The organism is Chryseobacterium echinoideorum (assembly GCF_007474535.1).
Taxonomy (GTDB): Bacteria; Bacteroidota; Bacteroidia; order Flavobacteriales; family Weeksellaceae; genus Chryseobacterium; species Chryseobacterium echinoideorum.
Window position 1 is genome coordinate 244,050 of sequence record NZ_VKNW01000002.1, and the last position, 16,682, is coordinate 260,731.

Annotated in this window: 15 protein-coding genes; 14 read left to right on the top strand and 1 reads right to left on the bottom strand. The window is 34.2% G+C overall.

Annotated features, from left to right (window positions below; translation table 11 throughout):
- Nucleotides 1–77 precede the first annotated feature (77 nt).
- The 10 genes from FOL89_RS03460 to FOL89_RS03505 all read left to right on the top strand — a co-directional run bounded on the left by FOL89_RS03460 (nucleotide 78) and on the right by FOL89_RS03505 (nucleotide 7,795).
- On the top strand, nucleotides 78–842 hold the full coding sequence (locus FOL89_RS03460) for an HU domain-containing protein (RefSeq protein ID WP_144281454.1): 765 nt from the start codon (nucleotides 78–80) through the stop codon (nucleotides 840–842).
- Nucleotides 830–1,357: an acyl-CoA thioesterase gene (locus tag FOL89_RS03465; protein ID WP_144281455.1), complete on the top strand. Its 528-nt coding sequence runs from the start codon at nucleotides 830–832 to the stop codon at nucleotides 1,355–1,357. Before FOL89_RS03460 ends, FOL89_RS03465 begins: the two co-directional genes overlap by 13 nt.
- Nucleotides 1,358–1,378: 21 nt before the next feature.
- Nucleotides 1,379–2,578: a beta-ketoacyl-[acyl-carrier-protein] synthase family protein gene (locus tag FOL89_RS03470; RefSeq protein WP_144281456.1), complete on the top strand. Its 1,200-nt coding sequence runs from the start codon at nucleotides 1,379–1,381 to the stop codon at nucleotides 2,576–2,578.
- A complete protein-coding gene (locus tag FOL89_RS03475) occupies nucleotides 2,575–3,636 on the top strand; it encodes a beta-ketoacyl synthase N-terminal-like domain-containing protein (protein WP_144281457.1) in 1,062 nt (353 codons plus the stop codon). The genes FOL89_RS03470 and FOL89_RS03475 overlap by 4 nt, the downstream gene beginning before the upstream one ends.
- Nucleotides 3,637–3,783: 147 nt before the next feature.
- A complete protein-coding gene (locus FOL89_RS03480) occupies nucleotides 3,784–4,539 on the top strand; it encodes a polysaccharide deacetylase family protein (protein ID WP_144281458.1) in 756 nt (251 codons plus the stop codon).
- Nucleotides 4,532–5,158 (top strand): LolA family protein, encoded by a 627-nt coding sequence (locus FOL89_RS03485; protein WP_144281459.1) that lies wholly within the window; start codon nucleotides 4,532–4,534, stop codon nucleotides 5,156–5,158. The genes FOL89_RS03480 and FOL89_RS03485 overlap by 8 nt, the downstream gene beginning before the upstream one ends.
- Before the next feature lie 19 nt (nucleotides 5,159–5,177).
- Entirely contained in the window at nucleotides 5,178–5,765 is a 588-nt protein-coding gene (locus FOL89_RS03490; RefSeq protein ID WP_228444849.1) for a hypothetical protein, read from the top strand.
- A 1-nt stretch (nucleotide 5,766) separates the two neighbouring features.
- Nucleotides 5,767–6,141, top strand: coding sequence for a 3-hydroxyacyl-ACP dehydratase (locus tag FOL89_RS03495; protein WP_144281461.1), 375 nt, complete (start codon nucleotides 5,767–5,769; stop codon nucleotides 6,139–6,141).
- The gene (locus tag FOL89_RS03500) at nucleotides 6,138–6,623 is read left to right on the top strand and encodes a hypothetical protein (protein ID WP_144281462.1); all 486 of its coding nucleotides are present in this window, start codon (nucleotides 6,138–6,140) and stop codon (nucleotides 6,621–6,623) included. Before FOL89_RS03495 ends, FOL89_RS03500 begins: the two co-directional genes overlap by 4 nt.
- Entirely contained in the window at nucleotides 6,623–7,795 is a 1,173-nt protein-coding gene (locus tag FOL89_RS03505; RefSeq protein WP_144281463.1) for a DUF2062 domain-containing protein, read from the top strand. Before FOL89_RS03500 ends, FOL89_RS03505 begins: the two co-directional genes overlap by 1 nt.
- A 46-nt stretch (nucleotides 7,796–7,841) precedes the next feature.
- On the opposite strand, the gene FOL89_RS03510 is transcribed toward FOL89_RS03505, so the two are convergent.
- Nucleotides 7,842–9,041 (bottom strand): endonuclease/exonuclease/phosphatase family protein, encoded by a 1,200-nt coding sequence (locus FOL89_RS03510; RefSeq protein ID WP_144281464.1) that lies wholly within the window; start codon nucleotides 9,039–9,041, stop codon nucleotides 7,842–7,844.
- A 239-nt stretch (nucleotides 9,042–9,280) separates the two neighbouring features.
- On the opposite strand from FOL89_RS03510, the gene FOL89_RS03515 reads away from it, so the two are divergent.
- The 4 genes from FOL89_RS03515 (at nucleotide 9,281) to FOL89_RS03530 (ending at nucleotide 16,642) form a co-directional block, all read left to right on the top strand.
- Nucleotides 9,281–12,010, top strand: a complete 2,730-nt coding sequence (locus FOL89_RS03515) for a TonB-dependent receptor (RefSeq protein ID WP_144281465.1) — start codon at nucleotides 9,281–9,283, stop codon at nucleotides 12,008–12,010.
- A gap of 10 nt (nucleotides 12,011–12,020) precedes the next feature.
- Nucleotides 12,021–14,117, top strand: a complete 2,097-nt coding sequence (locus FOL89_RS03520) for a DUF5689 domain-containing protein (RefSeq protein WP_144281466.1) — start codon at nucleotides 12,021–12,023, stop codon at nucleotides 14,115–14,117.
- Nucleotides 14,118–14,462: 345 nt separating this feature from the next.
- Nucleotides 14,463–15,905, top strand: coding sequence for a tetratricopeptide repeat protein (locus tag FOL89_RS03525; RefSeq protein ID WP_144281467.1), 1,443 nt, complete (start codon nucleotides 14,463–14,465; stop codon nucleotides 15,903–15,905).
- Nucleotides 15,906–16,195: 290 nt separating this feature from the next.
- Nucleotides 16,196–16,642, top strand: coding sequence for a helix-turn-helix transcriptional regulator (locus FOL89_RS03530; protein WP_144281567.1), 447 nt, complete (start codon nucleotides 16,196–16,198; stop codon nucleotides 16,640–16,642).
- Nucleotides 16,643–16,682: the final 40 nt, after the last annotated feature.

The following is a 16,682-nucleotide window of genomic DNA, read 5'->3' on the forward strand; positions in this document are numbered from 1 at the left end:
TTCTCAATATAATTAATGAATCAACTTGCACAGAAATCATTAAAAAAGTCACGAAAAAATCATAAATTTGCTGCCTAATGAATATTTCAGCATACATTTTAGAATATTTGAAGCAATTCGGAACGGTTGCTGTTCCGCAGTTTGGCGTATTCTCTCTGGAAAACACCAAAGCTGTTATCAATTCTGAAAACGGAAGTATTCTTCCGCCTTCAAGCAAAATTGCTTTTCAGCCGGATTATCAGGTTCAGAATGATGATTTTATCAGCTTTTTGAGCCGCCAGAAAGAGATTTCAAAAGCTTCGGCAGAAAGAGAACTGCATCTGCAGACTGATTTTTGGAAAAAAAGACTGCAGTCTGACAAAACTTTAGAAATTTCCGGTCTTGGAACTATTGTCATAGAAAACGGAAACACAACATTCAAAGGAAATCGTTTAGAATCAGACTATCCGGATTTTTATGGTTTGGAAGAAATCAGATTCTCAGATATTAACGACAAGCCTTCTGAAATTTCTGAAAAAACATCTGAGAAAGATTACCGATTCAATACATCGGTTTTATGGATATTCCTTTTCATTATTCCCGTTTTAGGAATATTGTATTTTGCTTATACACAACAGGAATTGCTTTTCGGAAAAAAATCTTTAGATGACGTTTCTGTGCAGACAAAAACACAGCGGATTGAGAAAAAAGCTCCTGTAACAATAGACTCTGCCCAGATCAGACGACAAGATTCTATACAGGCTTTTAAAGCAGATTCACTTAAGCAGGACTCTATTAGAAAAAGGTCTGCTAAAAACTGGAGACCCACTTCATATAAAAGAAAATCACGATGGCAAAAATAAAAAAAGCGTCAGAATCTCTCACGGTAATGACGAATATCGTTCTTCCGAACGATACCAATCAGCTCAGAAACCTTTTCGGTGGAGAGCTTTTGGCAAGAATGGACAGATGTGCTTCTATTTCTGCAACAAGGCATTGTGAAAGAAGAGTTGTGACAGCCTCTGTAAACCATGTTTCATTTGATCACCCTATTCCAGAAGGCGGAATTGTGGTAATGGAATCTAAAGTTTCACGCGCATTTTCAACATCTATGGAAATTTACGTGGATGTCTGGTTGGATGATCCTATCAATCACAAAAAGATTCAGACGAATAAGGGGATTTATACTTTCGTAGCAGTTGATGAATTCAACAGACCTATACCTATTCCCGAAATGGAACCGGAAACAGAGCTGGAAAAAGAAAGATATGCAGCCGCTCTAAGAAGAAAAGAGCTTTCTCTGATTCTTTCCGGAAGAATGAAGCCCGCAGATTCTGTAGAACTGAAAAAGCTTTTCCAGGAGTCGCAGGAAAAATAATTGTGAAATATCCCAAAGTATATGAGTCAAAAAATTGCCATAACAGGAATGGGCATCATTTCCGCCATCGGGAACAATGTAGAGGAAAATTTGAGTTCTCTGAAATCCGGAATACATGGAATTTCAGACATTAACTTGTTTGAGACTCGTCATTCCGGAAAGATTAAAACCGGCGAAATCAAATTGTCTAATGAAGAACTTGTACAAAAACTTCAATTGAATGAAGACAATAAGGCGACAAGAACCTCTTTATTGGGAATGGTTGCGGCTAAAGAAGCCGTAGAAAGTGCCGGAATTTCGGATATCAATGAATATAAAACGGGACTGATCTCCTCAACCAGCGTTGGCGGAATGGATGTTACCGAAAAATATTTCTACTCCTACGAAGACTTTCCTGAAAAGCAAAAATACATTGACGCTCACGACGCGGGAAATTCATCATTGCTGATCGCAGATTATTTGAGGTTAAAAGGTATGGTTTCAACGATCAGTACAGCCTGTTCGTCTGCAGCCAATGCGATTATGATGGGGGCAAAACTGATTAAAAATGGCGTTTTAGATCGTGTAATTGTTGGTGGAACAGATTCTCTTTCAAAATTTACGTTGAATGGTTTCAATACCTTAATGATTCTTACGGATTCTTACAATACACCTTTTGACAACGACAGAAAAGGTCTTAATTTAGGTGAAGCAGCCGCTTTCATTGTTTTGGAATCTGATGAAATCGTAAAAAAGGAAAATAAAAAAGTCTTAGGTTACCTTTCAGGATACGGAAATGCCAATGATGCGCATCACCAAACTGCTTCTTCGGAAAACGGACAAGGCGCATTTTTAGCGATGGAAAAAGCATTGAAAGTCTCAGGTTTAGATAAAGAAAATATTGATTACATTAATGTTCACGGAACGGCAACACCAAATAATGATTTATCCGAAGGAATTGCAATGATCCGCATTTTTGGAGAAAATCAGGTTCCGGAATTCAGTTCTACGAAAGCGTTTACAGGTCATACTTTGGCAGCAGCGGCAGGAATTGAAGCGGTGTATTCGTTATTAGCTATTCAAAATAATATCATTTTTCCTAATCTGAACTTTAAAACAAAAATGTCAGAATTTGATTTGACACCTGTAACTGAACTCAAAGAGAAAAATATCAACCATGTTCTTTCCAATTCGTTTGGTTTTGGAGGAAACTGTTCAACTTTAATTTTCTCAAAATCATGAGTGCCGTTTACATCAACAGTGCAGCCTGTATTTCAGCTCAGGACACTTTAAATGAAAATTTTTTCCAGAATCTCAAACCTGAAAATTCAACTCAGGTGTTAAAAGCGATCGAACCCAATTATAAAGAATTTATTCAGCCTGCAGCAAGCAGGAGAATGTCTAAAACAGTAAAAATGAGTTCTGTAGCTTCACAATATGCTTTAAAAGAAGCCGGAATCGAAAATCCCGATGCTATTATTGTTGGAACCGGAATGGGCTGTTCCCAGGATTCTGAAAAATTTCTGAAAAACGTATTGGATAATCATGAAGAGTTCCTGACTCCGACGTTTTTTATTCAATCGACACACAATACAGTTGCGGGACAAATTGCTTTAGGGCTTCAATGCCATGCTTACAATTTCACTTATGTAAATACTTCTTCATCGCTGGAATTTTCATTTCTGGATGCAAAATTGCAGATCAATGACGGCGAAGCTTCAACTATTTTGGTAGGCTCAACAGACGAGCAAACTGCCCGAACCATGGAATTGTATACATTAAACAAGACCATTAAAAAAGAAGAAAATCTTCCGGTTGATTATTTGAATTCTAAAACTGATGGTGTAATCTGGGGTGAAGGTTCAAGCTTTTTCGTTTTAGGAAAAGATAAAACAGAAAACTCTTATGCTCAATTGAAAGATATTCAAATCAGCAGCAGATTAGATTTAGAAGAAACTCAACAATTTATTGAAGAATTTTTGGCTAAAAATAATTTGACGAATGACGATATTGATGCAGTGATTTTAGGGTTTAGCGGAGATTTCAAATCGGATGTTTATTATAAAAATGCTTTGACATTGTTTCCCAATACTTCACTGCTATATTATAAACATTTGAGTGGAGAATTCAATACTGCGAGTGGATTTTCAACATTTATGGCTTGTCATATTTTAAAGAATCAGCAAATTCCTGAAGTGATGATGATCAATGATTTGAAAAAAGCAGAGATTAAAAACATTCTGCTTTATAATCATCTTGGAGGGAATGACCATAGCTTGGTTTTGTTGGGGAAAGTCTAGTTTTTAACGCAAGTTTTGTCTTTCTGACGAAGGAAGAATCTCTGTTTTTTTATTTTAGATTCTTCATTTCGCTTCGCTACATTCACAATGACATTGCGAATACAAATTGTAGATATTTTAAACCAAAACTCAAGAACAATAAAAAAGATGAAACATTATTCATTTATCCTTTTTTATCTTTTCTGTAACGTTTTTATTTATGCGTTTCAAGGGACTTTTTGGGTGTATTTGTTTTGTTTTCTGATGTTTTCTGCGATTGTAGTTTGGGGTTCTTTTGATATTGGATTGGGATATTTTGTCAACAGCATTACTCATAAAAATACGAAAACAAGAGAGGTTGCCTTAACTTTTGATGACGGACCCACAGAATTTACGCCGAAGTTTTTGGATCTTCTGAAAGAGAATAATATAAAAGCAACGTTTTTCTGCATCGGGAAACAGATTGAAAAATATCCTGAAACGTTTCAAAGAATTATTGCTGAAGGTCATTCAATTGGAAATCATACGTATTTCCATTCCGACAATACCGGATTTTTATCGACTAAAAAAATGATTGAAGAAATCGAAAAATGTGATGATGTCATGTTGAAAATCGGTAATTTAAAGACTCATTTATATCGACCACCTTTCGGAGTTACCAATCCGAATATTGCTAAAGCGATTAAAAAAACTCACAAGAAAAGCATCGGCTGGAATGTGCGTTCATTAGATACGATTACAGAAGATGAGAAAAAAATTTACCATAAAGTTATCAAAGGATTAAAAAAAGGAAGTATCATTCTTCTCCACGACACTTCAGAGAAAACGTACAATGTTTTGGTAGATTTATTGCTATTTTTGAAGCGTGAAAATTATTCAACCTTCACAATCAATTCAATGAATAAGTCTAAAAATAATGGTTAAAAATATAGCTTTCATCGCCTATTTATTAGTTTCAAGCTTCTTTTTTGCACAAAATACAGCAATGTCTGGAGCTGAAGCTAAAGTTTTTGTTTCCAAAGTTTCATCAGAAACCAAAAAGATAAAAACATTACAAAGTGATTTTACCCAAACCAAGAAGATGGATTTTTTGGATAGAAGCATCATTACTCACGGAAAAATGTCTTTGAAATCTCCAAATATACTGAGCTGGAAGTACACAAAACCTTATCAGTACAGTATTGTTTTCAAGGATAATAAGATTTTTATTAATGATCAAGGGAAAAAATCTTCGGTTGATGCCAAGAGTAAAACTTTTGAGAAAATCAATAAACTGATTGTAGGAAGCTCAAATGGACAAATGTTCAAAGATCCGGAATTTACTGTCAGTTATTTCAAAAATGCGAATTACAACATTGCGAAATTTACTCCGAAGTCTGCGCAGCTCTTGAAATATATTAAGCAAATTGAGCTGCACTTTCCTAAAGACGAATCAACCGTTTCTCAGGTCAATATGACGGAAGCTTCTGGTGATACAACGAATATTGTTTTCAAAAATACCAAGATCAATGCGCCGATTGCTGCTTCGGAGTTCAGTTTATAGTCTGATTTTCTTAGGCTTTATGTCCTGCAAAACATACGAATTGACAGGCGTGAAACCTGTTATGAATTCGGAAAAAACAGTCGAAAATCTCTATTTTTCTTCCACTGCAGATTATGTTTACAAATGTCAGATGGATATTTATAACAATCACATCAGTGGCATTGTAATCATCAAAAAAATTAACGAGAAGACACATCGTGTTGCTATGACTTCGGATTTCGGAAATAAATTAATTGATTTTGAAATTTCTGATAATGATTTTAAACTTAATTATGTTCTTCCCGATCTGGATAAAAAAATGGTGATTAATTTCCTGAGAAATGATTTTCAGAGATTATTGAAAAGGGAATATCCTGTCTTAGATAGTTTTGAAGATGATAATTCAAAAATCTATCTTTCCAAAATTGATAACCAATCTTATTATTTATTTTATAACAAACACAACTCTTTGCTAAAAAAAGTTGTTTACACTAAGAATAACAAAGAAAAAATCAATTTTACTTTTGATGCGAAAAAACATATCTTCGCAGATAGTATTGATTTACAACACAAAGATTTCAATATCAAGATCAAACTATTTCAAATTACAGAAAACGAAACTGAATAAAATGCAGACCATACTTACAGATTTTTATACCTTAGATAGCTACGAACAGGCAGAAAACGGAAGTTTCCTTGCAAACATCAGACTAAATAAGGAGCACGATATTTTCAAGGGACATTTTCCGGGAAATCCTGTCACACCGGGAGTTTGTATGATGCAGATCGTAAAGGAGCTTACCGAAGAGTTTACGGGTAAAAAACTGTTTTTGAAATCTGCTTCCAATGTAAAGTTTATGGCAATCATCAATCCCTTTGAAACACCGGAACTGACGATTAATCTGGATATTAGTGAAAACGAAAATAGTATTAAAGTAAAAAACACCACCGCTTTTGGCGAGACTATTGCATTAAAAATGTCTGTAAATTATACCCAAATATGAAGTTTTTAATTTCTTTATTTTCAATCGTATTGTTAATTTTTCAAAATGGTGATCTTGAAGCCTTGAGGAATGCTTATTCAAAAGCTAACTCGTCCAACGAAGGGGCAAAGAACTTCATTGAGCTTGCTGATAAGAAAAATTCTTCAGATCCTGTAATTTCTGCATACAAAGCGGCGGCACAAATTCTTGAGGCGAAAGTAACAACTGATAAGAATAAAAGAAAATCTTTTGTAAAAAAGGGTGCAACCTCGTTGGAATCTGTGATTAAAAATAATCCCAATAACGCAGAACTTCGGGTTATCAGAATGAGTGTGCAGGAAAATATTCCCAAAATTGTAGGCTATTCTAGAAACTTAAAGGAAGATAAAATTTTTATTATCAGCAACTATTCTAAGCAGAGTGCAGCTTTGAAAACGTATATCCGCAAATTTGCGATGCAGTCTAAAACCATGACGGCGGCAGAAAAAAATTCATTAAGATAATGACACTTTTTGAAGTTCGGAATGTAATTTATGAAAAAAAAATCTGCATTCTTGTACCTACTTACAATAATCATAAAACTTTAAAAAGAGTACTTGACGGTATATTGAATTATACCGAAAATATTATCGCCGTCAATGATGGCTCTACCGATTCTACCTTAGAAATTTTGGAAAGCTATTCTCAGATTTCAATCATTAATCTTCCTGAAAACAAGGGTAAGGGCAATGCGCTTAAAACCGGTTTCCGAAAAGCAATTGAACTGGGCTACCGTTATGCTATTACAATAGATTCTGATGGACAGCATTATGCGGATGATATTCCGGTTTTTGTTGAGGTTTTGCTTAAAGAAAAAGAAGATGTTTTATTAATCGGAAACCGCAATATGTCTCAGGACGGTATTCCTAAAAAAAGCAGCTTCGGAAATAAATTTTCTAATTTCTGGTTTTGGTTTGAGACGGGAATTAAACTTGAAGATACACAATCTGGTTACAGATTGTATCCTTTACATAAAATCCCTAAAAAATATTATACTCCTAAATTTGAATTTGAAATTGAAATCATTGTAAGAGCTGCCTGGAGGCATATTCCGGTAAAGAATGTTCCGGTGAAAGTGCTTTACGATCCTGCAGAAAGGGTTTCGCATTTCAGACCTTTCAGAGATTTTACGAGAATCAGCATTTTGAATACAATTTTGGTTGCCATTACCTTGGTTTACATCATTCCGAGAAATTTTGTCAATAATTTCAAAAAAAAAAGCTTTAAAAAATTCATCAAAGAAGATGTTCTGGAAAGTGACGGCAGCAACAGAATAAAGTCATTTTCAATTGCTTTAGGCGTGTTTATTGGTTTGACTCCTCTTTGGGGATTTCATACATTATTGGTCATATCGCTTTCAGTTTTATTTAAGCTCAATAAGGTTTTGGCGTTTATTGCTTCCAATGTGAGCCTGCCGCCGTTTATTCCGTTTATTATTGTTGCTTCTCTTATTTTGGGATCTCCTTTTGTAAGTGGAGACAGTGATCTTATCCATCAGGAATGGAATTTTGATCTGGTTAAAAACAATATTCTACAATATGCAATCGGAAGTTTTATTCTCGCTTGTATCATGTCGGTAATTTCGGGGGTTGCCGCTTTTTTATTTTTGAATAAAGTAAGTCCTGAAAATAAATAAAGATACTTTGTCACAAAAAAGCACTCATTACAGAGTGCTTTTTGTTTTATTTTTTGATGTATTCTTTCTGAACAATCGAAACAGCGGGGAAGTGGTCGCTGTATCCTCCGGTAAATCTGTCACCGTCCCAAGATCTGAAAGGGTAGCCTTTCCATTGTCCTTCTTTATTGATTAAATAAGATGGCGCATAAATCTCTGCCTTATAAATAGTATATGTTGGTGTAATTTTCTCGTCAGAATATAAGTTTTTAGAAACAATAATCTGATCAAACAAATTGGGTGAGTCTCTGTAAGCCAAAGAAGCAACACCGGCTTTGAATAGTTTATACATCAGATTGTAGTAAGGTGTTTTCTCAGATAATTCTGAAGGACTTGCCACTGCTCCCAAATGTTTTTTAAGACTCGGGCTTACCGGATCATCGTTAAAATCACCCATTGCAAACAATTTAATTCCAGGATTTTCTGATGAAATTTTATCCATCTCATTCTTCAAAACAGTAGCAGCAGCATTTCTTTTCGCTTGGGAAACCGCCTCACCACCTCTTCTAGAAGGCCAGTGATTCATAAAAACTGCAGTTTTTTCGCCATCCAGATAGCCAATTGCCACCAATACATCTCTTGTATATTCTCTTCTTCCTTCTTCGTTATAGATTTTTATTTCTTTGGTGTAAGAATCTTCCAGTACAAATCTGTTTTTCTGGTAAATCATGGCAATATCTATTCCTCTGGCATCATAAGAGTTATAGTGTACAATACCATAATTGCTCTTGGCTAATACGGGCTGCTTGATAAGGTCTTCAATTACCTGACGATTTTCTACTTCAATCAGTCCGCAGATTACCGGGTTGTCGTTGGTGTATTGTCTTCCCAGTTCGGAAATTACCTTTGCTTCGTTTGCCAGTTTTTGGTTATAGTATTTAGACCCCCATCTTTTGGGGCTGTTTGCTGTAAAATCATCTGCAAGAATCTGTTTTCTTACTACTTTTTTGCCCACAAGAAGCTCATTGCTCCATTCACCTTTGTAGTCTTCTGTTACTTCAAGGTACTTAAGAGAATCTACGGGAACGCTTCTGTGAAATTTAGGATTGGAAAAAGGTAGAGTACCGTCTATATAATCTGCAGAAACAATAGTGTCCCATAAGTTTTCAACATTCAGAAACCCAACAGCAGCTCTCTTCACTTGTTTTTGCTGGGAAAATCCTACTACAAAACTTAATATTGCAAAAATCGATAAGAATTTTTTCATGATATTTATTAAATTCAAAAAATTGAGGGGCTAAAATTACACATTTTTAAAATAAAAGAAGATTAAATTAACTTTAATAAACCTTTTTTTGATTTCAATCATAAAGGACATGTTTATTGGGATAATTATTGATTGTTAAGAACATTTAATAGAATAAAGCCTTAAAAATGTTTGAGTTAATGAAAATAATACTAAATTTGTTGCCCCTTAAATAAAGAAGGTGCTAAAATAAGTTTATTATGATTAAAAAACTATCCCTAATCTCTTTGTTTACTTTGCTTCCTGCATCGTATTACTATGCGCAAACTACTGTTTATGCGTATGTTAAAGGTCAGGACGGTAAACCTGTAGAGAGAGCAGAGGTTGATCTTGAACAATCTGTAAATGACGTTACCGCAGACAAAATTGGTTATTTTCAGTTTGTAGATTTAATGCCCGGACATTATCTTATTACAATTACAAAGCCAAACTTCGAATCGAAGACAGTAGAATTTGATGTTACTGCTAACGAAAAAAGAAAAGATTTAGGTGTAATTGTACTCAATAACAGCACAGGAAATGATGCCGGTGTTGTTGTGATTGATGATTCTCAGGGAGACTCAGAAGATGCAGGTTCTGCGATGCAGCCTACAGTAGGTCTTTTAAGTGCAGGAAGAGACGCATTTCAGAATGTCTCTGCATTTGAATTGGGGGCGTACTGGTTTAGACCGAGAGGAGTGGATAATCGTTTTGAAGATGTTTTGTTTAATGGAGTTTCTATGTCTAAAAACGATGACGGTAGAATAGACTTCAATAACTGGGGCGGTTTAAATGATGTTACAAGATATCCTTATGAAAATGCAGATAATATTACACCTTCTGAATATGCTTTTGGTAATTTAGGTGGAGTAGTATATTATAATACAAAAGCTTCTTCTTACAGAAAGCAAACTTCATTGGCATATTCTTTTACAAACAGAAGTTATTTGCATAGAGCCATGGCAACTTATTCTTCGGGAATGAGTAAAAATGGATGGGCATTTACATTCTCTGGCAGTAGAAGATGGGGAGACCGTGCAATTATTGATGGGGTTTATCAGGATGCTTATGCATACTTTGCTTCGGTTGAGAAAAAATTCAGTGAAAGACACTCTATCAACTTTACCGGTTTTGGTTCTCCTACATACAGGGCTTCAAATTCACCGAATACTCAGGAGGCTTATGATATCATGGGTAAAAATTATAACTCATATTGGGGATGGCAAGACGGTGAGAAGAGAAATTCAAGAATCAGAAAGGTTTTTGAGCCAATGTTTATGCTGACAGATTATCTGAAAATAGGTAAAAACTCAAACTGGACCAATACCGTTTCTTACCAAATCGGAAGCGATGCAAGAAGTAGATTAGACTGGTTCCACGCAGCTGACCCGAACCCAACTTATTACAGAAAACTTCCAAGCTACGGATTGTTATCAGCTGATGAATTCAGAGCTCAGGCACAAATCGACTGGAACAGTCTCTATCAGGCAAACTATCTTAACAATCAGAACATGGACGGTTCTAAAAGAGGAGCCGTTTATAGTATTGTTGAAGATGTAAATAAAGATAAAACATTCAACTTTGCGTCTCACTTTGATACCAGACTGAAAGACAATTGGAAATTAAATATCAATTTTAATTATCAAAATCTTAAATCTGATAATTTCAGAAGAGTTAAAGATCTTTTGGGTGCAGAATATGCATATAACTTGAATGCATTTAATAATGACGTAAAATATAATGTAGATGACGAAAATTACGAAGTAAGAGTGGGTGACAGAACTCAATACTCTTATGAATTTACAAGAAATCATTATTCTTTGAATGTATCTTCTGAAGTAGATTTCAGCAAATTTAACGTAGTAGCTTCAATTTTTGCATCTTACACAGATTCTCAGAGAGATGGGCACTTTAGAAGTGGTTTAGCAGCTTTTATGAATAATTCTAAAGGAAAAAGTGCTGTTTACGATGCGATGAATGGAGGTCTTAAAGGAAAATTAACGTATAAAATTAACGGTAAAAACTTTATCGTATATAACGGTGCATTCTTTAGTTTAGCTCCAACATTGAATGAGCTATTCATTAATCCTAGAGCTGTAGATTATTTAACTCCTGGTGTGAAAAGTCAAATCATCAATTCTAATGATCTGAGCTACATTATGAGAAGCCAAATTTTGAAATTAAGATTATCCGCTTTTTATACAACAATCAGCAATTCTACGGAAATATCAAGATATTATGCTGCAGTAAGCAACGAAACGGGCTCCGTAAATACTTTGATTAATGAAGCAATGACGGGTGTCGATAAAAAATATATGGGAGCCGAGCTTGGTTTTGATGTGAAAATTACACCAACTTTAAATGCAACCGGGGTAGCAAGTATTGGTGAATATACTTATACTAACCGTCCTGACGTATATTCTTTTGATGACTTAAATAATTTCAGAAGTTACGGAAAAGCTAATGTAAAAGATTATAAAGTTGCCGGAACTCCTCAGAAAGCTTTCTCTTTCGGGTTAAAGTATAATTCCCCTAAGTATTGGTGGATAGGTGCTTCTGCCAACTATTTGATGGATCAGTATCTGGATTTCTCAGCACTGAATAAGACTGCTGCAATGTATACAAACCCTGCAACTAATGACCCTTATGAGGGCGTTACTCCTGAGCTTATTCAGCAATTGACCAGACAAACCAAATTTGATGATCAGTTTATGCTAAATGCCAATGCAGGAAAATCTTTCCTGATTGGTAAATACAGAATGGGTATCAGTGTATCGGTGAATAATATTCTTAATAACAGAAATTATGTAACCGGAGGATTTGAACAAGGTAGATTAGCCAATTTTCCTGATGTTCTTGAGGAATCTCAAAGAGCAACACCTCATTTTGGTCCAAAACTTTGGTATGACAGAGGAACGACGTTCTTTACAAATGTTTATTTAAGATTCTAAAAAAGTAATAATGAAAAAATATAATTCAATTTTAAAGTATATTTTCGTTGTAATGGCAGCATTGTTTATTACGGGTTGTGTGCACGACGATAAATATGATGAGCCAAATCTTGATGGTTATCAGTGTGCAGATCTTACTGCTACAATGACATTGACTCAGCTAAGAGCAAAGTATACCAATACAGCATTTGTATTTCCTGATGATTCTAATGATATTGTAGAAGGGTATGTTTCTTCTACTGATGAAACAGGGAATATTTATAAGACGATTTACATTCAGGATAAGCCTGAAAATCCTACTCAGGGATTCGTAATCAGTGTAGATGCTGTGAGTACCTATACAAAATATCCTCAAGGTTCTAAAATTTATATTAAACTTGCCGGTTTAGCTTTAGGAACTTACGGAGGGGTTGTACAATTAGGTGTGAAAACAGGAGCAGAGACTTCGGCAGCTTCAGTATCAAGAATTCCCGAAAAACTCGTACCAGCAAAAATCTTCAGATCATGTACAGTAAGAGCGGAAATTATACCTAAAGTAATGACTTCATTACAGATGGTTTCTACAAACGATCAATATATCGGTTGTTTAATTCAGATGAATAATGCAGAGTTCGACAGCAGAGTTTTATGTACTAACTTTGCTCCAAACGGTGTTACTGTAGATAGAGTAATCAGAGATAATACCTCTACAACAGCCAGAGTGGTAAGAAACAGTGGCTATGCATCATTTGCCAATCAGATTCTTCCTTCAGGAAACGGTAAATTTGTGGGTATTTACAGTAAATTCAACAGTACTTACCAAATGTATATTAACAAGGTTACTGATCTTGAGATGAATAATTTCCCAAGATTAGATGGTATTGCATCTAACCCTTGCGAATACAGCGATAATGGTTTGACGCAGAAAACCGTTGCTGAGGTTAAGCAATTGGCATCCAGCCCTCTTACTTTAATTACAGGAGACTTTGTTTTAAAAGCAAAAGTGATTGCCAATGACAAAACAGGAAATCTATTCAAATATATTTATGTAGAAGACGCAACCGGAGGTATCAGAATCAATATTGATAAAAATGATATGCATAATGATCCTAGGTTTGTAGTTGGAAAAGAGGTTTACATTAAGCTTAAAGATCTTTATGTAGGAGCGGTTTCAGGTGAAATTCAGCTAGGATCTCCATTTGGTTTAATAGTTGGAAGAATTGCAGAAGCGGATGTTTACAAACACTTTTTCGATTCTAAAAAACAAATCACAGCAGTGATACCTACAGAAAGAACACTTTCTCAGATTACTATGGCTGATGTAGGAAGATGGATAAAAATTAAAGATCTTCAGTTCATAGATGGTGATTTAGGTAAAACTTATTCAGTAGGAACATCAGCCACCAACAGAACTTTAGAAGACTGCTCCGGAAATACTATTTTGCTGAGAACCAGCGGTCAGGCAGATTTTGGGACTAATGATAATCCGCTAAAACCAAGTTTTATAGAAGTTGAAGCAGGTAAAGGCGATGTATATGCTGTTTTAAGTGTATTCAACGGGACTTATCAGCTTTGGATTACAAAATTAAGCGATATAGATCTTGATGATCCTAGATGCGACGGTTCAGTCTATGTTCCGCTTCCTGTTTTGTACAGTGAGAATTTTGCTGCCGGAGGATTTAATGCAGACTGGACAAAAGTAAATGTTTCAGGAGCTCAGGAATGGAAAACTTCGAACCAGGGAAATGGAACTAATTACTATGCAGTAATGAACGGTTTTGAGGGAGGAAATAATGCAAACGAAGACTGGCTAATTTCAAAATCAGTAAGTTTGGTTGGAAAGACTAAAGCAGCAGTAAGTTTTACAAGTGATGTAAGATACAACGGAAATGCTTTACAGGTGTATGCAACAGAAAATTATACAGGTAATCCTTCTACAACAACTTGGGTACTTTTGCCGGCAACATTAGATACCAACAGCGGTGCCTTTGGTGACTGGGTAAGCTCAGGAAATGTAGACTTATCAGCATTTTTAGGTAAAAATGTGAGAATTGCATTCAAATATACATCAACAACTTCTGCCGCAGCAACGTGGGAAATTGACGATTTTAAAATTAAGGGACAATAACCTCTTTTAAATAGCTAAAAACTGAAGACGGGCAGAAATGTTCGTCTTCTTTTTATAGTGATGTGAAACATAAAAAGAGACCTCATATAAAATCAATCTGATGATGGTTTAAGGGAAAGCAAAAGCTCATTATCTGTCGTGAATTTGGTATCAATATTTTGGTGTTTGCCAAAAAAATAAAATAAAACTTACAAATATTTATATATTTGGTAAATAATATCGTTACTTACTCCTATTTATAAACTACAAAATATTGATGATCTTAGTTTGAAAGAATATCAATACTCACCAGCTTACAAAATAAAAATTTATAGAATAGCATTTGAATTTATAAATTATATTATAATGTTTCGCTTATCATTTATTTTGCTTTTTGTTCTGCAATTCATTTTTGCACAGGATAAGTCATATCCTGACATAGATAGTGCGTTGATGTTCAAGAATCATGAATTACAAAAAGAAGGGAAATTAAAAGAAGCAATTGCATTCAATTTTCAATTAATTGAAAAATCCCGTCAAAAGAATTATAAAAAAGGAATTGGATGGGGATATGTTAATATTGGTAATTTGCTCAGTAGTCTTGATCATTATGAAGAAAGTTTAAAATATCTTGAATTAGCAGAAAAAGAACTACGTGAAACCGACAACCCCTTCCTGAAGGCGACAATTCAGACCGAGATTGGTAAAATCAATCATTTTTTAGGATTATATGAAATCGCATTGAAAGATTATAATAATGCTATTGTTGAGGCTAAAAAAAATAAGGATACAGAATTAAAAAAACATCATCTGAACTACATATATAGCTGCAAAGCAGACAATTTTGAATTCTTGAAGCGATATGATTCTATGCAAATCTATTTTCTGAAAGCATACAAATTAAGTGAGGATCCTATAACAGCAGCGAATATTGCTCATTATTTTATCACGTATAAGAAAGATGAGATAGATTCAGCTAAATATTATTTAGATGCTGCCAATGTTGAATTAAAAACAAATGATTATGATTTACATCAAAAATTAGTGGTTCTGCAAAAATACGGTAATTATTATTATGAGCTGAAAGAATATCAGAAAGCCTTAGACTACTATTTACAGTCTCTTGAAATAGCTAAAAAAATAGATAAAGGGGACGAAAAAAAAATAATTTATCAACTTTTATCAAAAACATACAAATCGCTGAATGATGATTATAAATCAGCAGAATATCTGCAAAAATACAGTATTTTGAACGACAGTCTCAATGCTGTTAATAAAAACGCACTGAGCATTTCTGTTGATCAACTGGTAAAAGAAAAAGAAATTGAAAAAGAACGGCTTAAAAATAAAAATCATAATACATTAATTATAATATCTTTATTAGCTGTTACTTCTCTGTTATTCGGTTCTTTCTTCTATATAAGAAAGAAAAAGGAAAAAGAAAAAATCATAAAAAATCAACAGGAAGAAATAACACAAAAAGAAATCGAAAAGAAAAACTTAGAATATAAAGTGAATGACTCGTTTGACGAAATTATTCAATTAGCTAAAAGCAATTCTCCCTCTTTCCTTATCCGCTTCAAGGAAGTATATCCTGAATTTTGTGAAAGAATTTTGATCTTGTATCCGGAGATTCTCAATTCTGAATTAACTTTCTGTGCCTATTTGAAACTGAATTTTTCAACAAAAGAAATTGCAAAATATACCTTTGTTACCGAAAAAGCGGTACAGGCAAGAAAAAGCAGAATCAGAAAAAAATTCAATATTTCTTCTAATGAAGATATTTATGTCTGGTTTGGTAAGATATAAAAACAATGAAAATGCCAGTGTTTTTTTGAATCCGAAAGTTATCTTTCGGATTTTTTTAGCTGTTATGAATTCCTAAATTCCTTAAGCAACGGATTTCTATTGAAGAAGACAAAAATAAGCCGGGGTTAATTTATTTATCTGTATTTCAGTGTTTTAAATTGTGTATGGGATGTGTGTAGGGTGTCTTTTTTTGTACGGTATGGTTATATTTCTTTTCATTTGCTAAGTTTTTCAAAACAAAGTAAGAGGCTGATTATTTTATTTGATGGAAAACATGTAAAAGCACAGGAATGAGAAAAAACATTTTTATCAGTTATATAGGAATTGCCTTTGTCACCGGAATAATTTTTTTCTTCTTTCAAAAAAGGAAAAGCAGAATAAAACCGGGAAGACAAAATACTTTTGAAGCCAATCAGGTTTTAAGTCATTATGCAGAAAATTTCAGTGAGAGTGTTAAAGAACTTTTCTGGCTTGCCAAAATAAATGACCCGTCTTTTCTCGTCAAGTTTATAAAAGTATATCCTGATTTTTGCAACAAGATTTTCACGCTATATCCCAATATTCTCAATTCAGAGCTTGCTTTTTGTGCATATATCAAGCTGAATTTTTCAACAAAAGAAATTGCCAACTACACCTTTGTTACCAAAAAAGCAGTACAGGTAAGAAAGAGCAGGCTACGCAAAAAATTTAATATACCGTCCAACGAGGATCTCTATATCTGGTTTAAAAAGCTATAATCATACATGTACAAGTAGACATTAGAACGATGAAATTATA